Raw genomic sequence first — 19,666 nt, forward strand, 5'->3', positions numbered from 1 at the left:
TTCTTTTTATGCCCGGATGACCGGCAAACGAGGGGTGGTTAATGCCTGCTGAAGACTATTCGGGCTTGCGGGACAAAGTAGCTGAGCACGGCGAGGAACTTGCTGCTCTGCGCGAGTGGAAAACGGGTGTCTCGATTCGGATTGATACGTTCGTCACGAAGACGGAGTTTACCGTCGTGAAGATCCTCGTCTATTCGCTTGCGGGCACGACCTTGACCTCTGTTCTCGCCGCGCTGCTGGCAAAGGTGATCGTGAAATGAAGCCCGAAGATCGGAAGCAGATAGCCATTGGAGGTATGTACGCCGTAACGCTTATCGCAAGCGCCGCCGCACTGATGTATATAGCGCTCGTTGGTGGCAATCCATATCACGCCGGGCCGGCGGCCGCGTTCGATAAGGACGGCGCGCGCCGGACAACATTCCATCGTGGTGACTGGATGTACGTGCGCCGTAACGTTTGTCTCGATCGAGACATCTACGCGGAGCAGTCACCATCGCTGTACGACGTGGACCGCCACGCATACATCGCACTGCGCGGCGCCGCGACGCTTGCGAAGGCTGGATGCGCGATCCGCAGTTCGGCATTTGAGGTACCGCCGACCCTTCCGCCAGGCGACTACGAATACCGCAACGTGTCGCGGTTCCAAAACAACCTGGTCGGCCGCGACGAGAGCAACGTCTATCCGCCTATACGAATCACGGTGACCGAATGACCGATCTGACTGAGCCGGTGAGGGCGCGCGACGGCGTGCACATCGAGCAAGCATATTTCCTACGCGCGAAGCACCTTCCGTGGGTCTGCGGGATTCTGCTCTTCGGTGCGCTATGCACTGGCGTCGCTGGCATCTATGCGGGCAGCACCATGCAAGCGAGCAAGAACGAGCAGGACGTCATCGAGCTAAAGGAGCGGCTCGCTCAGCAGAAGCTCGAGTATGAGCAGCGACTCGGCAAGCAGTCGGCGCAATACGCGATCGACGTCAATAACTTTGCTGACGCCATCTCGAAGTTCGGGCAGGCGCTCGACAAGATGGACGCGAAGAACGATCTCCGCGCAGCAGAGCGAGAGCGCGCGCAGGCCGCCGCCATCATCGCTGCTCAAAAGGCGGCAGCTGCTGCCGCGGCGACGGCGCAGAAGACGGATCAGATTCTCGTGAAGCAAGACGCCGTGCAGCAGCAAGTCGTCGAGGCAGCCTCTGCGGTTAAGGCAACGGAGAAGAAGCTCGACACCGCTACTCGCGGCACTGCGGCCGTGCCGCCGACACCCTGGGCGGGCAATCGCCGCTAAACCGAAACCGCTTTTCATCCTAACCCGGCCGCGTGCCGGGTTTTTCATTTCTGGAGGGCATATGCCTCTCATCCCGTTCACTCGACTGCGGCTGACACTCGCCGACGGGTGGCAGAAGCTGCACAAGCGCGGCACCGTTATCGCCGGTGCCATCTTCACCGCGCTCGCCGGCGCTGGCCCGCTCATCGCCCAAGCATGGGAAGGAATGCCGCGAGAGGTACGCGACGTCATCCCCCAGAACGTGCAGCAGTGGATCGCGTACACGCTCTTCGGCCTGAGTTTCATCGCGATCCGCTACACGTCGTTGCGCCGCGTTGTGAAGGAGGGCGGCGATGGCACGAATTGACGCAGTCGCAGCCGGCGGTAAAAACCGAGTTGCCTTCCTCGACATGATCGCCGTCAGCGAGATCGGTACCGTGCAACTGGCCAAGACGGACGACGGATACAACGTGCTGGTCGGATCGACGCCCGCGCGGCTGATGCTTTTCAACAGCTACGCCGACCATCCGAACATCCTGAACACGTCGCTGAAGTCGACGGCCGCCGGCCGCTACCAGATCCTCTACCGCTGGTGGCGCATCTACAAACAGCAGATGAACCTGCCGGACTTTTCCCCGATCTCCCAGGACAAGTATGCGCTGCAGCAGCTGCGCGAGCATGGCGCACTGCCGCTGATCGATGCGGGCCGGTTCAAGGATGCGGTCGCGAAGGTGGCGAACGTGTGGGCAAGCCTGCCCGGCGCCGGATACGGGCAGAACGAAAACGCAATGTCTTACTTGCTGGCGGCATACCAGGCCGCGGGTGGAGGAATCTCAGCATGACCGCACTCATCACATCCCTGTGGCCGCTGATCGGCGGAGCGGTGCTCGGCCTCGGCGGCTTGATCTTCGGGCTTTTTCGTCACAAGTCAGCGCAGGCGGCGACCGCCGAGGCCGCCGCGGCAAAAGCAGACGCGGCGCGCGCCGTTGCTCAAAAAGAGAGCGAAGTGGACCAGTCGAACGCTGCGGCATCCGCTGCCGGCGAACAGGCCGTCGTCAATCGCGCGGCGGCTGATCAGGCGGCTGCGTCTACAGCGCGAGAAGACCTCGATGCCGAGCTCGACCAGATCGGCGCATTGCGACAGGAGTCGTGAACATGCGGGCCATGATTATTTGTTGCGCACTGGCAATCACTGGTTGTGCGACGACTGCGCCGGCGCCTCAGCCGCCTCAGACGGTGACCGTGACGAAGGTCGTTGACACGGCGTGCGACTGGGTCAGGCCAATCACGGCCAGCAAGGCAGACACCGACGAGACGAAGCGGCAGATTCTCGCGCACGATCTCGCGGTCGCGAAGAACTGTCCAGCAAGATAAAAGAAGCCCGGCATGGCGCCGGGCTCAACAGAGAGATTGACCGGACGATACCAGTCATCCAAAGTTTAGGACATGACAGGGACGCACTAAGTCGTTTTCTGAATGGGAGGGTCTCCCTTCTCCCGGGCGGCACAGTAGAAAGTAGAAGAGACACGTGCGACGGGTAAAAAGCTGATCAGGGCCAGCGTCTAATGCTGTAACCCTATCTCCCGACGCTATGTGGAGCACAACATGCTGGCGACCGCTCGGCAATAAAGCGACCTCTGCGAGCGCGGAACTAGCGTTCTCATGAGCACGCATCCGATCGCTCGTCTTGGGAAATCCACTCCCATTGTTTTATCGGAAGCCGGCCAACTCACTTAAGAAAGGTCGTGCGTCACTCCGCGCACTATTCGCTAGTCGTTGCCTTGAACCAAATTCCCTCGCCGTTGTGACGGTGCGTACACGCCGCTCGATTCGTCGAGCAGAAAGTTGAGCCACTGCTGGCTCGATGGATAGCCGTTTCGCAGTTCGGCGCAGATTGCCTGCGGCATGTCTATGCGGCTGACGGAGATAGGAGACCCGTCACGGTCGTCGAAACGATGCTGATCTCAAAATGGTCAGTGGCACCGCGCCAATCGGGGCGATCGCGACCTTGACCCGCCGTGTTAATCGACCGCCTCCCGAAGAGTCGACCCGGAGGTGGCCTTTCGCGGGGGAGTGAATTCGCCCGAACGTTGCACCGTCATTCACGCCGACGGGAGGGCGAAAACTAATGCCAATCGATAGGTACGAGCCCTCCGCCTTGAAGCCCACAGTCTGCTGCGGGGCCCGCTGGCTCCTGTGACGTGCACGTGTCAGGCAGCGCGATCAGTCGGCCAGCTTTGTCAATCAGAACGCCGGAGACTAGTTGGGAGTACTGGTACGTTACGCGCGGATTATGCCAGAACGTTTCTCCCTCTGTCACAGAAGAACCTCCTAATGCCGCAAAATGCAATACTAAAGTAAAGCCACCGTTAGCCATTGCATCGGCGATATACAGAGCCAGCGAAATTTGTCCGAACGCCGACGTTGAGCTTCCATTAGCCACGCCTGTTAGGTTGTTTAAAAACTGATCGACTAATGTACCGACCGTGTTTGCATTTGTTATTTCGGCAGGGAGAGCTTTATTTTTTGGAAATTGCGCCGCTACCTTTTGTGCAGCGGCGGCCTTGCTCGCGAGGGAAGCTCTCGCTTTCTGTAATTCAGAAATATAATTCTTAAGAAACGACGCGGCCGCAGGGGATCCGAATCCAGGGATTATTACGTTCACTTGTGGATCGGTTCCAAACTTGTCGAGTAAGCCAATCTCGACTTGCAGAAAGTCCTGATTAACAGCCACGGACGATAATGTGTAGTTCGATCGGAAAGTCGCCGCGACACCCTCGATCGCGCTCACGACTAGGCCGACTGCAGCGATAGCTGGTAGTAGTTGTTGGCCGCTTTGAGCGCCTTGTACCGCAAGATCCAAGTTATTGCTTTCGATCGAGAGAACATTTTTTAATTGATTGAGTCCGGCGACTGTCCCCTGTCCAGAATACAGAAGGCTCGCAATGTTCTGGTCGTTGGTAAGAATCAATGCTAAGGGCGCGTTGGGCGTAGCATCTCCTAGAGCTGCTTTGAATTTGTCGTTTCCGCTCAACTGGTCTGCCAAGGTATGTCCGCGCGCCCGCAATGCCTTCGCTATTGCGAAGTTCGCGAAATGATCCAGGCTTCCACTGTTCGTCGTAACAGTGCCGACCGTGCCACTTGGAAACGTTTGCGCGGCTTTCTCTTTCGTTAATTCCGCATTGTCATTTGCATATTGCGCTGCTTTGACCTGGGCTTGAAGCAGCTGCAAGTTTTGCGCATCCATTTGTGCCTGTATCGCCGGATCTGTACTTGCCGACGATGCGCTCCCACCGCTGGCCGCTGCGCAGACGCCCAGACTCATATGTAACACAAAGAGGGACAGAGAAATTCGCAACTTGTTGTTCATGGCATCTCTCCTCAAAGCGTTAGTGGTGTGCCTAATGTGCCACGGGTGGATCGAGAAACCGCTGAATCCATGGTGACGCGGATCCGATCCACCCGTAAACGCCATATTCATTCCGCTTTCCGCATCCGTCCGCAAAACTGTCGACGCCGATTTGCTGAAATGCACCATTCGTTGATTTGACTAACAGAGGCCCTCCGCTGTCACCCTCGCAAGCGGCAGCCCCCCCATCTTTGCTCCCGGCGCAGAGCATGGCCGCTTCAATTGGCGCGTATGCTTCTCCGCAGAGACTCTCTGCGACAAGTGGTAATGAGGCTTCATAGAGCAACGGTGCTGATTTCGCAGCTCCTTCCTCCGTTACGCCCCATCCCATGACCGTCGCACTTGCCATCGCAATGGCATGTGCTTTGTTCGGATCGGAAAACAGGGAAACGCGTTGCGACGCCACGTCACTATCTAATAAGAACACTGCAAAGTCGTCGACAGGCGAGCCTTTCAAGACTGAACCATTTGCCAAATGGAAAGTGGACTCATGATAGTTAGGCGACTTTTCAATACCAAGTATTCCCCGAGTTGCAGCTACCGGCGGGGCTGAAACAGACGCGCCGATAACGGCACGAAGGTACGTGCTCGGGATCCCACTTGGGATGATTTTGGTGCAATGCGCTGCCGTCAAGACAACCCGCTTTGCAATCAAAGTTCCACCACAGAAGTGCGACCATGAACTAGATTTGGGGTCTCCCGTTACCTGCAGAGAAACCATCCAGGGGTAACTAGAAGGATCGACTGCTCGTTTAGGTTTTACTACCCGGATCTGAATAATCTGTGATTCCTCGAGTAGGTGAACCTGTTGCAGTATCGCATTGGATAAAAGCTCCGATTTTTTATTAGCTTCCAAGTTCGAATCCGTAATCTGAGAAATTCTCTCACTAAAATCTCTCAGCACCTGATTTTGTTCGCTGAACTTGGAAATTGTTGCGTCGTTTTTGTCGCGCGGGACATTCGCATCAGCCACCGATGCGCTTGCGGCGGGCGGCATCGCAATCTCGGCGCGTGCGACGTGTTGCGAAGAAAACGGATCGATCACCGCCACGGTCACGAGGCTAAGAAGCGCTAGCTTTCTTAAGAGCGACGGCATGATTCGTCCCCACATTAAAGGACTTGATGCCACCCGTGCCCGAGGCTGGCTTAACTCAGGATATGTCAGGACGACTGCGGTGCGCGAGGGGATGCAGTCGGTTTGTGCGCCTGCGAACAATGTAAGCTAATACCGGCGCTCAAGCGCCGTGCAAGCACCCCGCCCAGACTCCGCCAGAAGAGGCTCCACGCAGTGCTGCTGGAAAGAAAAAGCCCCGACGCTCGGGCGGGCGGCACAGAGAGAGCGACCGGACTGAACCAATCATCTCGAGGCTAAGACCTGACACGGCACGCATCGAGTTGTTCCTGAACCGCAGCGTTTCACTTCTCGTGCTCTGGCGGGCGAGAGGAGCGGCGTGCGACTGGACGAAGCCGCTCGCGGCAGCAACGCATTGGCCGACGAGCGAAGCATTAAGTCATCGCCCAAGATCTTCCGGTCGCGAAGACATCGATCTTGTAGTTATGCCGCGCTCTACTCTTTGGGTCCGTCTGAGAGATTTGCATCCTTGAAAACCTTGTCGACGTCCGCGCTAAGGTAGCGTTTGCGCCGTATCTGATAGTTTTTATTCACTTTGTCATGAAACACCTCGTCAACGGGGCGCGTACGTGTGTCTGAAGTACGGTCGAGCGACGTAATGAGATCGCTGAACGACTCCGGGGCGATACCGGAGATCGACAGGCCTCGCTCGAGTTGAGCCACTCGACCGGACAAACTGCGCGTGTGCTCGAGGATCTCGGCCAGCATGCTGTTGTCCGATCGGGGCGGAGCATCCGCTGCGGCTGCAGGCACGTCGCGGAGAACGCTGGCGAACGACTGCTCGAACTGTGGCCAGTATGTGACGAAGACCCGGTCAAGGACGTCGTCTCGAAGTCGGTGCTCGACCGGCATTGCCGCGTTGAGGGTTCGAGCCAAGTGTCGAAGGCCTTGCTGATCCGGCAGGGTGTGGTTGAATTGCGCAAGAGGGTTTTCGACGTCCGCATGTTTCAAATCTACCAGGAACGTACAGACGCGTGAGGCGGAGATCCCTTTAGCCAAGGCCCCGGCCTCGAACAAGATCCATGGTTTTGTCTTGTTTTCTTGCGTTAGGCACACGATGCCGACAGACGTTTCAGCTAGCTGCGCCTGGATCTCGCTGAACCAGATCGTGCCGCTCGCTATGTCGTGCGTAGAGATCCATGGCCGCGCGGCCTGTAAGACGCACGAAATCCAGTCATTAAGCAGTTCGGCAACTTCGCGGCTGCGCTGACCGGACCAACTCAAGAAAACTTTCATCCCGACTCCCGCCTGTGTCGTTTCAAGGTCACTAGTCTAATTGATCTCCGAAGAGTTCCATCATCTGCGCCGCCGGCCGCAAGGTTGGGTGAGTGGAGTTATGAAGACTCAACTCTTCACTTTCGTTTGCCGCGTGGCGTACGGATCGCCTGTTTGAAAACCATCCGCAAGTGACTGATTCAATTAGGACGCGTGTGGCCGTTTTTGCACCTATTTTGTGGCACCTGGATTGGCCGCAAAGCCTTGCCAGCACTAGCTTTGTGCCGTAAGCCAGCCGCGTACCGCTTCGATTCGCGTCAGCAGACCGTCACCGTGCGCGGCCGTCCGGTGCAATTGAGCGGCACGCAGTTCCGGCTCGCGCAGCTTTTCTTCTCGAATATCGGCCGCGTGCTGTCGCGCGATCACATTTTCGCGATGGTCTGGGGCCGCGAGTTCCGCGAAACCACGCGCACCATCGACAGCCACGTGTCGCGCCTGCGTCTCGCGCTCGAAATCGAGCCGGTCAATCACTTCCGCCTGCAGCCGGTGTACAAAAGCGGCTATCGCCTGCTGCATCTTTACGACGACGGCGAGGACGCCGGCGACGATCGCGTCGAAGCCGAGCACGCGCGCATCGCCGCCTGAGTCGTCGCTTAAGTCGTCGGTTAAGTCGTCGCTTAAGTCGTCGCTGAAAGAAACTGAATGAGAAATGCCGTCGCGAGACGGCATTTTCGTTTGTCAGAGTTCCGGCAGCGCGGGCCGTGTTTCGATGCTGCGCCGGATCAACGTTTCCACGTCCCGGCGCTCGTCGCCCGCGAGCGGCAGCCGAGGCGGACGCACCGGCTCCGTGCCCAATCCGACGATCGCTTCGGCCAGCTTGATGTTCTGCACGAGCTTGTGTGACACGTCGAGCGCGAGCATCGGCGCGAACCAGCGGTAAATGGCGCGCGCTTCCTCGATCCGCCCCGCGCGCAGCAGCCGGTAAATGGCCACGGTCTCGCGCGGGAACGCGCACACGAGCCCGGCCACCCAGCCGTGCGCGCCCATCAACATGGCTTCCAGCGCCAGATTGTCGACGCCGCAGAAGAGCGCGTAGCGTTCGCCGACTTCGTTGATGAGATCGGTGATGCGCCGCACGTCGCCGCTCGATTCCTTGATCGCCGCGAACTTCGTGTCTTCCGCGAGTTCCGCGAACATCTTCGGCGTGACGTCGACGCCATAGGCGAGCGGGTTGTTATAGACCATCAGCGGCAGCGGACTCGCGTCGGCGACCATCCGAAAATGATTGAGCGTCTCGCGCCGGTCCGACAGATAGCGCAGCCCCGGCAGCACCATGTAGCCCGCCGCGCCATGACTGGCCGCGCGCTCGGCCTGGCGGCAGCCGTCGAGCGTGCTGTTTTCCGCGATGGTCAACAGCACCGGCACGCGCCCCCGCGATGCGTCCACGGCGATGTCGAGCACATCGAGCTTTTCGTCGAGCGAGAGCGTCGAGGCTTCGCCGAGCGATCCGCACACGATGATGCCGTCCACGCCCGCATCGATCTGCGCTTCGATGTTCTTCTTCGTCCACGCGCGGTCTATGCTGAAATCGGCGTTGAACTTGGTAGTGACGGCGGGCATCACGCCTTCCCAGATATGCGCCACGGCGGCTCTCCGAAAGTGTTTGAACGCATAGCAGTGTAGGCAGCGGAAAACGCGTCGTCTTGCGTGAATCGCGCGTCGCCCGTGCCGATTTCGGCACAGCGGCGAACGCCTCGGGCTATGCCGATATCGTCATCAAAACCGCCTAGCCATGCCAAGACGCCCGCCGGGCGCATTTCTACGATAGGCGGCATGAAAACCATCGACATCATCGACTCGCACACGGGCGGCGAACCGACGCGCCTCGTCGTCGCGGGCGGACCGGACTTGGGCGGCGGCACGCTTGCGCAGCGGCTCGACACTTTCCGCGCGCATTTCGACGACTGGCGGCGCGCCATCGTGACCGAGCCGCGCGGCTCGGACGTGATGGTCGGCGCGCTGCTGTGCGCCCCAGACGATCCTGGCGCGGCGGCGGGCGTCATCTTTTTCAACAACGTCGGCTATCTCGGCATGTGCGGACACGGCACCATCGGGCTCGTGGCGTCGCTGGCGCACGCGGGCAGGATCGCGCCGGGGCGGCACCGGATCGACACGCCCGTCGGCCCCGTCGATGCGACGCTCAATGCGAACGGCAGCGTCAGCGTGCGCAACGTGCCGGCGTATCGGCACCGGCACGCGGTGAGCGTGAACGTGCCCGGCCACGGCACGTTGCGCGGCGACGTCGCGTGGGGCGGCAACTGGTTCTTTCTCGTGAGCGAATCCGAGCACGGGCGCGAGTTGAGCCCCGCGCACATCGGCGAACTGACGGCGTTCACCGGGGCCATCCGCGAGGCGCTGCACGCGCAAGGCATCACCGGCGCAAACGGCGCATACATCGACCATATCGAATTGTTCGCGGATTCGCCGCACGCGGGCATCGACAGCCGCAACTTCGTGCTGTGTCCTGGCAACGCCTACGACCGCTCGCCCTGCGGCACCGGCACGAGCGCCAAGCTCGCGTGCCTCGCCGCCGACGGCCTGCTCGCGCCCGGCGCGGTGTGGCGGCAGGAGAGCATCATCGGCAGCGTGTTCGAAGGCGCCTACGCGATGGACGGCGATCGGCTGATCCCGACGATCACGGGCTACGCGCACATCATGGGCGAAGGGCGGCTCGTGATCGACGAACGCGATCCGTTCGCGTGGGGCATCGCCGCTGGCGAATCCGCATGACGGCGGACGTGATCGTGGTCGGCGCGGGCATCGTCGGGGCCGCGTGCGCAGCGGAACTGGCGGCGCGCGGCGCATCGGTCGACGTGATCGAGGCGCGCGGCGTCGGCGGCGGCGCGACGGCGGCCGGCATGGGCCATATCGTCGTGATGAACGACTCGCCCGCCGAGTTCGCGCTTTCCCATTTCTCGCGCGAATTGTGGCTCGCGCTCGCGCCGCATCTGCGCAAACGCGACGCCTTTTCGCGCTGCGGCACGCTGTGGGTCGCGGAGGACGAAGAAGAGCTCGCCGCCGCCCGCGCGATGCAGTGCGCGTTCGCGTCCAGCGGCGTGCGCGCGGATGTGCTCGATGCCGCCGCGCTGCGCGAAGTCGAGCCGGCGCTCAGCCACGCGATGGTCGGCGGCCTTCGCATCGCGGATGACGCCATCGTCTATGCGCCTGCCGCCGCGCAGTTCCTGCTGACGTGTTCGCGGGGAGCGGCGCGCATTCGCGTATCGACGGATTGCGCGGTCGCCGCCGTCGAAGCGGGCCGGAGCCAGGCGAGCGTCACGCTTGCGAACGGCGAGCGGCGCGCGGCGGGGCATGTGGTCGTGGCGAACGGGCTCGCGGCGTCCGGCCTGATCGACGACATTCCGCTCGAGCCGAAGAAGGGCCATCTCGTCATCACCGACCGTTATCCGGGCACGATCCGCCATCAGGTGCTGGAACTCGGCTACATCAAGAGCGCGCACCACGCACGCGGCACGTCCGTCGCCTTCAACGCACAGCCGCGTCCGACGGGGCAAATACTAATCGGCTCGTCGCGGCAGTTCGGCACGGTCAATCCCGCCGTCGACATGAGCGTGCTCGGCGCCATGTTGCGCCGCGCGTCGCGCTTTCTGCCGGGCATCGGCGGGCTGAACGCGATCCGTGCGTGGACCGGCTTTCGCGCCGCGACGCCCGATGGTCTGCCGATCATCGGCCCGGCGCGGCATTTCGGCGACCGGCTTTGGGTCGCCACCGGACACGAAGGGCTCGGCGTGACGACCTCGCTCGGCACCGCGAAGCTGCTCGTCGCGCAGATGTTCGGCGATCCGGCGCACGCAGGTTTCCCCGACGCCGCCGCGTTTTCTCCGCGACGCTTCGCGAAGGCGCACGCCGATGGATGACCACGTTCACGTGATTGTCGACGGCATGGCTTTGACCGTTCCCGCTTACACGACCGTCGCCGCCGCGCTTGCGCTCGCGGGCCGAACGGCGACGCGCCGCTCCGTCGGCGGCGAACCGCGCGCCGCGCTGTGCGGCATGGGCGTGTGTCACGAATGCCGCGTGTGCGTCGATGGCCGCGCGCACGTGCTCGGCTGCCAGACGCTGTGCCGCGATGGCCTCGTCATCGAGAGCGGGCGATGAAAACGGAGCATGTCGATATCGCGATCGTCGGCGCTGGACCGGCGGGGCTGGAAGCGGCGCACGTGGCGACGCAAGCCGGGGCGCGCGTCGCACTGATCGACGACAATCCGCGCGCCGGCGGGCAAATCTGGCGGCAGGGGCCGGGCGCGGCGCCGTCGCCGCCGCTGCGAAGCTGGCTCGACACGACCGGCGCGCGCCCGAACCTCGACCTGATGAACGCGAGCAAAGTCGCCGCCGCGCTCGACGGCAAGCGCTTGCTGCTGGAACGCGACGGCGCGCCGTGCGCCGTCGGGTACGCGAAACTGATACTCGCGACCGGTGCGCGCGAGCGGTTGCTGCCGTTCGAAGGCTGGACGCTGCCCGGCGTTACGGGCGCAGGCGGCTTGCAGGCGCTCATCAAGGGCGGCGTGCCGGTGCGCGGCGAGCGCATCGTCGTGGCGGGCAGCGGGCCGCTGCTGCTCGCCGCCGCCGATACCGCGCGCCGCCACGGGGCGCACGTTCGCGCGGTTGTCGAACAGGCGCCGCTTCGGCGTGTCGCGCGCTTCGTCGCGTCGCTGGCGGCAACGCCGTCGAAGTTCGCGCAGGCGGCCGCGCTGGTGAGTGCGCTCGGCGTGGCGCGGTATCGCGCGGGAAGCGTGGTCGTGAAGGCGCACGGCGTCGAGCGGGTGGAAGGCGTCACGATCCGCACCGGCGCGGGAGAAGAGACCATCGAAGCGGAGCGGATCGCGTGCGGTTACGGACTCGTGCCGAATGCGACGCTGGGGCTCGCGCTCGGCTGCGACGTCGATCCAGGCGGCGCGATTGCCGTCGATGACCACCAGCGCACGTCACTCGCCGATGTCTTCGCGGCCGGCGAATGCACCGGCATCGGCGGGATGGAGCTGGCGCGCGTCGAAGGCGCGTGTGCGGCGTATGCGGCGCTCGGCGCTTCGGTCGATCCGCGCCTCGAACGCGAACGCCGCCGCTGGCGCGCATTCGCGGCGCGCGTCGAACGCGCGTTCGCGCTCGGCCCCGCCGCCCGCGCGCTGCCGCCCGCCACCACGCTGATATGCCGTTGCGAAGACGTGAGCGTCGGCGAAGTGGCCTCGCACGCGAACTGGCGGGATGCCAAGCTGCATACGCGATGCGGCATGGGACCGTGTCAGGGGCGCATTTGCGGCGAGACGGCGGCGCTGTACTTCGGCTGGCCGCGAGCGACGGCGCACGAGCCGCTCGTGCCCGTGCGCATCGACACGCTGCTCGCCGCCTGCGAATCGTCGGAAGAAGCGGACTAACGAAAAACATAGTCGGGAGAGCGCCAATATTGGCGTCATTTTCGCGCACCTATAATCGGCGCCATTCCGACTCGGCGCACCCCGAACGCACGATGAGCACGACCGCACAACTTGCCGGCAGCGCCTCGCCTCGCGCGCCGAAAGGCGCCGCGTTGCCGCGCGCGTCGGCGCTCGGCGACATGCTCGCGCATTTCGCGCTGCTCGCGCCCGTGTTCGACGCGATGCCGGACATCGTGTTCTTCGTGAAGGATCGCGACGCGCGCTATGCGATGGTCAATCGCACGCTCGCCCGGCGCTGCGGTCACAAGGACGACAAGAGCGCGCTCATCGGCAAAACGGCCGAGGACGTGTTTCCCCGCCGTTTCGGGCGCATCTACACGGCGCAGGATCAGGCGATCATCGCGCAGGGCGTGGAACTGATCGATCAGCTGGAACTGCATCTTTATCCGGGCCGCGAGCCCGGCTGGTGCATGACCTGCAAGCAGCCGCTGCACGACGCTGAGGGCCATATCGTCGGGCTGGCCGGCATTTCACGCGACTTGCAGGCCGCCGAAAGCACGCACCCCGCGTATAGCCGGCTCGCGGCGGTCGTGCAGCACATTCAGGAAAATTACGTGCAACCGCTCAATATGCGCGATCTGGCGCGGATGGCGAACATGTCGATTGCGCAGCTCGAACGATACTTTCACAAGGTCTTCCATTTGACGCCGCGGCAGGTCTTGCTCAAGACACGGCTCGATGCCGCGACCGCGCTGCTCGTCTCGCACGACAAAGTCACCGACGTCGCCGCGCTCTGCGGATACACGGACCACAGCGCGTTCACGCGGCAGTTCAAGGCGACTGTCGGAATCACGCCGACCGAGTACCGCGCTTTGCTGCAATCCGCCTCGCCACGCGTTGAACAATGTGCAAACGCCTGACGGCAAAGCGGGCGAGTACCATGCCGAAGTTACAAGGAAATGCGCCATCGAGGTGCGGGCGGACACGTCCGCCAAGTGGCGCGCAGGGCCGGCTGGCCGGGCCAAAACGCACGTCGGTCCGTTTTTTGCTCGAATAGAATCGCTGGACACCGAGGCCGGGCGAAATTTCGCGCTGGCGGCGTCCGGACACCGCGAGACGTTCAGCACCGGCGCACGCGCGGCGAAAAATACGGTGCGTCCGGAATTCCCGCTGCGTTTCTCTGTCAACCTTCACGCGAGTCGCGCGACGGTCGGCAGAGAGAAGTGAAGCGGCGAGCCGTGGAGACCGTGCGCGAGAATTCCGTTTTAGGCAGTTGAAAAGAACATGATGAACGAAGTGGCAAGACTGGGGCATGCGCGGATCGTACTCATCGAAGACGATCCCGAAAGCAGGGAATCACTGCGGATGTTGCTGGAAGAAGAGGGCGCGCAAGTCGTCGCCGTGGCCGACGCCGAGGACGGCGCGGAAACCGCGACCCGTGTGCTTCCCGATGCGGTGATCTGCGATCTCGACCTTCCAGGAATGGATGGTTTCTATCTTATCCAGCGTTTGCGCGATCACGAGATACGCGGGAATCTGCCGCCGTCCGTGGCAATCGCGCTCACGGGGCACGACGGCGACGAGTACCGCCTACGCAGCATCGGCGAGGGCTTCCAGCATTTCATGACGAAGCCCGCGCATCCGGACGAACTCGTCACGCTGATTCAGGACGCGCTCAACGCGCGCGTCGTGGTCTGACGAAGAAAGAGCGCCGCGAGACAAGACGCGGCGCTCTTCGCTTTACGGACGCTAGGAACGGTCGCGGTTGCGCGCCCGCGTCGCGCCCGTGATGACGGCGATACCTAGCAAGATGACGGCGACGATGGCGATGGTATGTTGCGCCACGTGCATGGCGACGAGCGCCCACGATACGCCGCCGATCAGAATCAGCCAGCCCACGAGATAAATGATCAGGGTCATCGGGTTCTCCTTTTACTTGTCGGAATAGTCAGGAAGTGTTGCGGCGCGGCGGCTTGCGTCCGCGCGCGTCTTTCGCCTGCAAGAGTCGTACCGTCGGCACAACAAGAAGACATGCTCACTGTTCATCACCTCAACAATTCCCGTTCACAGCGCGTACTGTGGATGCTCGAAGAACTGGGTGTCCCGTATGAAATCAAGCGTTACGAGCGCGATCCGCAGACCATGCTCGCGCCGCCCGCGCTGCGCGCCGTTCATCCGCTCGGCAAGTCGCCCGTCGTCACGGACGGCGCGCTGATTATCGCGGAGTCCGGGGCGATCATCGAATATCTGGTGGACCGCTACGGCGACGGGCGTTTCGCGCCGCCGCACGGGGCGTCGCCGGAACGCGTGCGCTACAACTACTGGATGCACTACGCCGAAGGCTCGGCCATGCCGCCGCTCTTGCTCAAGCTCGTGGCATCGCGAATCGGCAAGGCGAGGATGCCGTTTTTCGCCAAGCCGATTGCGCGGCGCATCGGCGAGACCTTGCAGCGCAGTTTCATCGATCCGCAACTCATGCTGCACTTCGGCTATATCGAAAGCGAACTCGCGAAGACGCCTTGGTTCGCGGGCGATACCTTCAGCGCCGCCGACATCCAGATGAGCTTCCCGCTCGAAGCCGGGAGCCAGCGCGCGGGCGCCAACGACTTGCCGCATATCCGCGCGTTTCTGGAACGCATTCACGCGCGCCCGGCGTATCGGCGCGCATTGGAGCGCGGCGGCCGATACGACTACGCGGCCTAGCGGGCCTAGCGTGCCGTGCGGGAAAGCGCCGCACCTTGCGTACAATGAGGCGCACCGCGCGCCGCTTGGCATAGCCGCGCGTTTCGTCGCAAGTCCCTCACGCTCAAAGGCAACGCATGGCCCGTATCGTTCCCGACGACTGGAAGAACCTCGAAGCGACCGGCGCCGCGGCGCGCGAACTGGAGACGCTCGCGCAGCTCGAAAAGCTGCCGGAAGACTACACGGTCTATCACGGCGTCCACTGGACGCGCATCAACGAAGGCTTTTCGGTATTCGGCGAGGCGGATTTCGTCGTAGTCGCGCCATCGGGCCGCGTGCTGATGATCGAAATGAAGGCCGGTTTCCTGCGCGAAACGGGCGCGGGGCTCGTCAAGGTCTATCTGCAAAAGGAGCGCAACGTCGCCATCCAGCTTGCGCGCACGCTCGAAAACCTGCACCGGCGCTTCACGGCGGCGTTCGGCGCGGGAACGTACCGCATCGAGGAACTGCTGTATTGCCCCGACTACACAGTGAAGGACGCGGCGATTGCAGGCGTGCCGCCGGGCCGTATCGTCGATGCGAGCCGCAAGGCGCAGCTTGCGCGCGTCGTGCTGGAAATTCTTCCGCCCGACGAGCCGCGCTTCGAAGCCGCCGCGCGAATTCATCACTTTCTCGCCGATGAACTTTCGCTCACGCCGGATACCAACGCGCTCGTCGGCGCGGCGAACACGCTCGTCACGCGGCTGTCGGGCGGGCTCGCGACGTGGGCGCGGCGCCTCGAATTCGAGCCGTTCCGTCTGCGCGTGGTCGCGACGGCGGGCGCGGGCAAGACGCAACTCGCCGTGCGCGTGATGCGCGACGCGCTCGCTGCCGGAAAGAGCGTGCTGTATGTCTGCTTCAATCGGCCGCTGGCGGACCATATCCGCGCCATCGCGCCCAAAGAGGCGAAGATCGCGAACTACCATCAACTCAGCGCGGCCGTGGCGCGCGATGCTGGCAGTCCGCCGGATTTCAGCCAGCCGAACGTCTTCGCGACGCTCGAGGAACGCTTCGCCGCCGTGCCCGTGCCGGAGCACTGGAAGACAGACGTGCTGATCGTCGACGAGGGCCAGGATTTTCAGGCCGCGTGGGTCGAGGCGCTCGAACGTCTGCTCAGCCCGGACGGTGCGTGGTGGTGGCTCGAAGACCCGATGCAGAACCTCTATCTGCGCGAGTCGGTGCCGCTGCCGGGCTGGACCATTCTGCGCGAGACGACCAACTATCGCAGTCCGCGCGACTTGCTCGGCTTCATCCGCAAAGTCGTCGGACCGGGCGTGCGGCTCGATGCGGGCAGTCCGTTCGACGGCTCGGACGTCACCGTGTCCACCTACGAAGACGGCCATCCGGACGAGGTCATCGAAGCGACCAAGCGGGCCATCACGCACGCGCTGTCCCTCGGCTTTCGGAAGCAGGACATCGCGGTGCTGTCGTTTCGCGGGCGCGAGGGCTCGGCGCTCACGGCCGTCGATCATCTCGGGCCGCACCGGCTGCGCGCGTTCACCGGAACCTACGACCTGTTCGGCAATCCCGAATATCGCGAAGGCGACGTGCTGCTGGAGTCGATCTATCGCTTCAAGGGCCAGTCCGCGCCGTGCGTGATTCTCACCGAAGTCGATTTCGATCCGCTCGACGATCAGGCGGCGCGCAAGGTCTTCGTCGGCGCGACGCGTGCGACGATGAAGCTCATCGTGGTCGCGTCGGAGCGCGCGGCGCACGCAATGGAAGCGTTGCGCTAGTTCGCGCCGCTGTCGGCTCATGGCACCCATGCAGAACCGGCGTCCGTGGATTCGCCGCCTCTGGTATGCGGCGATGATCGCGCTGGCCGTCGCGCCGCCGCTCGGCGCGGTCGGCTATATGCTGTACTCGAGCGTGCTCGCGCGGCAGCCGCACGGCATGGTCGTGCCATACGAAGGGCTGTACTGGGACGCAGCGCAGTTCCAGATTGCCTACGAGCGGTTCGAGAGCCAGGTGCTGCTTTTTCGCAGCGGCATCGACGAAGACGCGGGCGCTGTCCGCGATGCCTACGCGCGGTTGCGGGCGCGGCTCGATATTGTCTCCGACGCCACGCGCACGCCCGAAGGTCACGACGCGATGCACAGCCGGCAACAGGAGATCTTGCGCCAACTGCACACGGCGCTGGATTCCATCGAAGGCGACGTGAGCCGGCTGACCGTCAGGCAAAGCCGCGCGCTGCGGGTGATCGGCGTGCTGCGGCAAAACGCGCCCGCCGTCGCGGAACTGGCGACCGGCAGGCGGCTGATGGACGCAGCCGAGCGCGAGAACGTCGTGCGCGATTTCGAGGCCAAGCGCCGTTATTTGCTGTATGGCGGCATTCTGCTTGGCCTGTTGTCGGCGGCGGCGACATCGCTGCTGCTGCTCAACGGGTATCGGCGCGCCCGCCTGATTGAGCAGCAAGGGGCCGCGCTCGCCGCCGAACATCAGGCCACGCGGGCGGCGCGCGAAGCGAGCGTCGCGAAAGACACGTTTCTCGGCATGATCAGCCACGAACTGCGCACGCCGCTGCACGCCATCGTATCTTCGATCGAGCTGCTCGGGCTCAATTTGCGCGGCGAAGCGGATCGCAGGATCATTCAGCGGCTGGAAACCGGCGCGCGGCATCTGGAAGCGCAGATGCGCGACCTGACCGACTACGCGCGTCTGGGCGCCGGCAAGCTGGAACTGCGCATGACCGTGTTCGATCCCGCTGAACTGCTCGATTCCATCGTCGAGGCGAACCTGCCCGCCGCGTCCGCGAAAGGGTTGCAACTGCGCGGCGATTACAGCGGCGAGCGCGGGCTGCTGGAATCGGACCCGCATCGCGTGCGTCAGATCGTGATGAATCTCGTCACCAACGCGATCAAATACACGGATGCCGGTTCCATCGACGTGCGCTTCGTGCGCGAGAAGGCGCGTCTCGATATCTCCGTGACCGACACGGGGCCCGGCATCGCGCGGGAACAACTGCCGCTCATCTTCCAGGAATTCACGCAGCTCGATTCGTCGAGCACGCGGCGTTTCGACGGCGCCGGCATGGGACTCGCGGTCGTGCGGGGCTTGGTGAATCTGCTCGGCGGAAGCATCGACGTGTCGAGCGAAGTGGGTCAGGGCGCGGCGTTTCGCGTGAGCTTGCCGGCGGTGCCAATCGAGCGAATGCCCGAGCGCCGCGAGCACGACGCCGAGGCGGCCGGCTTGCGCAAGTCGCACGTGCTGGTCATAGACGATCACGAATCCATCCGCGATTCGTTGATCGAAATGCTGACGCTGCTGGGTTATGGCGCCGTGGCGATGCCGGACGTGGACAGCGCGCTCGCATGGCTGCGCGGCAACGACGCCGACGTGATTCTTCTGGACCTTCACATGCCGGGCAAGGACGGCTATTCGTTCGCTCATGAATACCGCTCGCGGACCGCGGCGGGCGCGAGCGTGCCGATCATCGCGGTGAGCGCGTATGTGCCGGAACTCGTCGATCCGAGCGCGACGGTGCTCTTCTTCGACTACTTGCTGAAGCCGGTGCGCTTCGAGGTGCTGAAGGCGGCCGTGCATCGCGCGGCGACGGCGCGGCGGCGGGCTGCGTAAGATTTAGTTGCGCAAGAGCCGCTTCGACAGGTCCGCGACCAGAATGCCGAGTCGCGCCGGCTTTTCGAAGCACGTGACGTTGTAGTCGCGAATGATCTGGCTGATTTCCGATTCGCTCGCCTTGCCGGTCGTGAGTTCGCCGGTCAGCACGAAGATGGGCGCGTCCGGGTTGTCGGACTCGCGCACTGCCTGAATCGCGCCCGCCGACGTGTGCACGCCGAACAGCCAGTCGATCACCACGGCGTCGAAGACTTGCGACTGCAGCGCCTCCAGAAAGGCGTCGAGGCCGTAGAAGGCCATCGCGGTGAAGCCGGTCATCTCCAGATAGTCGTGCAGGTTGTCGGCGGATGCGTGATCGTCGTCGACCACGGCGATCACCGGTTTTTCCGTATCCGCGCGTCGCGGCTGAATCTCGATCTTGTGGACGTCGCTCGCTTGCTGCAGCAGCACGCCTTCGTGGCGCGTGACGATCCAGCGGTTATTCACTTTTTGCGCAATGAAATCGGGCCGGCTGCCCGCGTCCAGTGCATCGCCGATCCACGCGGTGCATGGAATTTCCGTCGACCCGAGCTTCAGCACGGCGTCGTGCGCGGTGCCTTCGGTGTCGTCGGGGCGCGTGTCGATGCTGTCGAAGAGGTGGAGCGCGGGCTCGTCGAAAGCGTCGGCGACGCGGCGAATCTGCGCGAGCGTCCACGGGCTGTTGCCGCGCAGCTTGCGGTGGCCTTGCGAAAAGCTGAGATCGAGGATGCGACACAGTTCGGCCGTCTGCTGACGCTTGCCGATGCCGTGGCGGCTCATCAGCTCGCGCACGCGCTCTGCAACGGCGAGCGATTCCAGGGATGAGGTTTCAGAGACCATGCTGCCCGACGGAAGCCAAAATAGCTGCGAATGCGCAGCAAA

23 protein-coding genes and 1 pseudogene are annotated in these 19,666 nt (G+C 63.2%); 18 read left to right on the forward strand and 6 right to left on the reverse strand.

The features are described 5' to 3' along the window. Positions 1-41: 41 nt before the first annotated feature. The 7 genes from P9239_RS00320 (at position 42) to P9239_RS00350 (ending at position 2,637) form a co-directional block, all read left to right on the forward strand. The gene (locus tag P9239_RS00320) at positions 42-260 is read left to right on the forward strand and encodes a hypothetical protein (RefSeq protein ID WP_309748530.1); all 219 of its coding nucleotides are present in this window, start codon (positions 42-44) and stop codon (positions 258-260) included. Next, a complete protein-coding gene (locus P9239_RS00325; RefSeq protein WP_309748531.1) occupies positions 257-712 on the forward strand; it encodes a hypothetical protein in 456 nt (151 codons plus the stop codon). Before P9239_RS00320 ends, P9239_RS00325 begins: the two co-directional genes overlap by 4 nt. Then, on the forward strand, positions 709-1,284 hold the full coding sequence (locus P9239_RS00330; RefSeq protein WP_309748532.1) for a hypothetical protein: 576 nt from the start codon (positions 709-711) through the stop codon (positions 1,282-1,284). Before P9239_RS00325 ends, P9239_RS00330 begins: the two co-directional genes overlap by 4 nt. Positions 1,285-1,345: 61 nt before the next feature. Further along, positions 1,346-1,630, forward strand: a complete 285-nt coding sequence (locus P9239_RS00335; RefSeq protein WP_309748533.1) for a hypothetical protein — start codon at positions 1,346-1,348, stop codon at positions 1,628-1,630. After that, entirely contained in the window at positions 1,617-2,105 is a 489-nt protein-coding gene (locus tag P9239_RS00340; RefSeq protein ID WP_309748534.1) for a glycoside hydrolase family 104 protein, read from the forward strand. The genes P9239_RS00335 and P9239_RS00340 overlap by 14 nt, the downstream gene beginning before the upstream one ends. Beyond that, positions 2,102-2,416 (forward strand): hypothetical protein, encoded by a 315-nt coding sequence (locus tag P9239_RS00345; protein ID WP_309748535.1) that lies wholly within the window; start codon positions 2,102-2,104, stop codon positions 2,414-2,416. The genes P9239_RS00340 and P9239_RS00345 overlap by 4 nt, the downstream gene beginning before the upstream one ends. 89 nt (positions 2,417-2,505) lie before the next feature. Next, positions 2,506-2,637 carry a hypothetical protein gene (locus tag P9239_RS00350; protein ID WP_309748536.1) on the forward strand — a complete coding sequence of 44 codons (132 nt, stop codon included), beginning with the start codon at positions 2,506-2,508 and terminating at the stop codon, positions 2,635-2,637. A gap of 751 nt (positions 2,638-3,388) precedes the next feature. Here P9239_RS00350 and P9239_RS00355 read toward each other — a convergent pair. From P9239_RS00355 to P9239_RS00365, 3 genes are all read right to left on the reverse strand, one after another. Further along, a complete protein-coding gene (locus P9239_RS00355; RefSeq protein ID WP_309748537.1) occupies positions 3,389-4,633 on the reverse strand; it encodes a hypothetical protein in 1,245 nt (414 codons plus the stop codon). A gap of 31 nt (positions 4,634-4,664) precedes the next feature. Next, a complete protein-coding gene (locus tag P9239_RS00360) occupies positions 4,665-5,768 on the reverse strand; it encodes a serine protease (protein ID WP_309748538.1) in 1,104 nt (367 codons plus the stop codon). A gap of 471 nt (positions 5,769-6,239) precedes the next feature. Next, positions 6,240-7,040, reverse strand: coding sequence for a toll/interleukin-1 receptor domain-containing protein (locus tag P9239_RS00365; protein WP_309748539.1), 801 nt, complete (start codon positions 7,038-7,040; stop codon positions 6,240-6,242). A 279-nt stretch (positions 7,041-7,319) separates the two neighbouring features. On the opposite strand from P9239_RS00365, the pseudogene P9239_RS00370 reads away from it, so the two are divergent. Further along, positions 7,320-7,664 (forward strand): annotated as a pseudogene (locus P9239_RS00370) (winged helix-turn-helix domain-containing protein); the annotation flags it as partial. A gap of 93 nt (positions 7,665-7,757) precedes the next feature. Here P9239_RS00370 and P9239_RS00375 read toward each other — a convergent pair. After that, positions 7,758-8,663: a dihydrodipicolinate synthase family protein gene (locus P9239_RS00375; protein WP_309748540.1), complete on the reverse strand. Its 906-nt coding sequence runs from the start codon at positions 8,661-8,663 to the stop codon at positions 7,758-7,760. A 180-nt stretch (positions 8,664-8,843) separates the two neighbouring features. Here P9239_RS00375 and P9239_RS00380 point away from each other — a divergent pair, with 180 nt between their 5' ends. The 7 genes from P9239_RS00380 (at position 8,844) to P9239_RS00410 (ending at position 14,167) form a co-directional block, all read left to right on the forward strand. Continuing rightward, positions 8,844-9,809 carry a 4-hydroxyproline epimerase gene (locus P9239_RS00380; RefSeq protein ID WP_309749572.1) on the forward strand — a complete coding sequence of 322 codons (966 nt, stop codon included), beginning with the start codon at positions 8,844-8,846 and terminating at the stop codon, positions 9,807-9,809. Then, entirely contained in the window at positions 9,806-10,954 is a 1,149-nt protein-coding gene (locus P9239_RS00385) for an FAD-binding oxidoreductase (protein WP_309748541.1), read from the forward strand. Before P9239_RS00380 ends, P9239_RS00385 begins: the two co-directional genes overlap by 4 nt. After that, positions 10,947-11,195 (forward strand): 2Fe-2S iron-sulfur cluster-binding protein, encoded by a 249-nt coding sequence (locus P9239_RS00390; protein ID WP_309748542.1) that lies wholly within the window; start codon positions 10,947-10,949, stop codon positions 11,193-11,195. The genes P9239_RS00385 and P9239_RS00390 overlap by 8 nt, the downstream gene beginning before the upstream one ends. Next, positions 11,192-12,469 (forward strand): FAD-dependent oxidoreductase, encoded by a 1,278-nt coding sequence (locus P9239_RS00395; protein ID WP_309748543.1) that lies wholly within the window; start codon positions 11,192-11,194, stop codon positions 12,467-12,469. The genes P9239_RS00390 and P9239_RS00395 overlap by 4 nt, the downstream gene beginning before the upstream one ends. Positions 12,470-12,648: 179 nt before the next feature. Next, on the forward strand, positions 12,649-13,389 hold the full coding sequence (locus P9239_RS00400; protein ID WP_309749573.1) for an AraC family transcriptional regulator: 741 nt from the start codon (positions 12,649-12,651) through the stop codon (positions 13,387-13,389). Next, entirely contained in the window at positions 13,367-13,696 is a 330-nt protein-coding gene (locus tag P9239_RS00405; RefSeq protein ID WP_309748544.1) for a hypothetical protein, read from the forward strand. The genes P9239_RS00400 and P9239_RS00405 overlap by 23 nt, the downstream gene beginning before the upstream one ends. Positions 13,697-13,753: 57 nt before the next feature. After that, positions 13,754-14,167, forward strand: coding sequence for a response regulator (locus tag P9239_RS00410; RefSeq protein ID WP_309748545.1), 414 nt, complete (start codon positions 13,754-13,756; stop codon positions 14,165-14,167). Between the two features lie 51 nt (positions 14,168-14,218). Here P9239_RS00410 and P9239_RS00415 read toward each other — a convergent pair whose 3' ends face one another. Further along, the gene (locus P9239_RS00415) at positions 14,219-14,389 is read right to left on the reverse strand and encodes a hypothetical protein (RefSeq protein ID WP_175941955.1); all 171 of its coding nucleotides are present in this window, start codon (positions 14,387-14,389) and stop codon (positions 14,219-14,221) included. A 111-nt stretch (positions 14,390-14,500) separates the two neighbouring features. On the opposite strand from P9239_RS00415, the gene P9239_RS00420 reads away from it, so the two are divergent. The 3 genes from P9239_RS00420 (at position 14,501) to P9239_RS00430 (ending at position 18,766) form a co-directional block, all read left to right on the forward strand. Continuing rightward, entirely contained in the window at positions 14,501-15,172 is a 672-nt protein-coding gene (locus P9239_RS00420; protein ID WP_309748546.1) for a glutathione S-transferase, read from the forward strand. A gap of 116 nt (positions 15,173-15,288) precedes the next feature. After that, complete coding sequence (locus tag P9239_RS00425; RefSeq protein ID WP_309748547.1) at positions 15,289-16,926, forward strand: ATP-dependent helicase; 1,638 nt, start codon at positions 15,289-15,291, stop codon at positions 16,924-16,926. Between the two features lie 19 nt (positions 16,927-16,945). Continuing rightward, positions 16,946-18,766, forward strand: a complete 1,821-nt coding sequence (locus P9239_RS00430) for an ATP-binding protein (protein WP_309748548.1) — start codon at positions 16,946-16,948, stop codon at positions 18,764-18,766. Positions 18,767-18,769: 3 nt separating this feature from the next. On the opposite strand, the gene P9239_RS00435 is transcribed toward P9239_RS00430, so the two are convergent. After that, positions 18,770-19,624 carry a helix-turn-helix domain-containing protein gene (locus P9239_RS00435; protein WP_309748549.1) on the reverse strand — a complete coding sequence of 285 codons (855 nt, stop codon included), beginning with the start codon at positions 19,622-19,624 and terminating at the stop codon, positions 18,770-18,772. Between the last annotated feature and the right edge of the window lie 42 nt (positions 19,625-19,666).

This window comes from Caballeronia sp. LZ062, assembly GCF_031450785.1.
GTDB lineage: Bacteria > Pseudomonadota > Gammaproteobacteria > Burkholderiales > Burkholderiaceae > Caballeronia.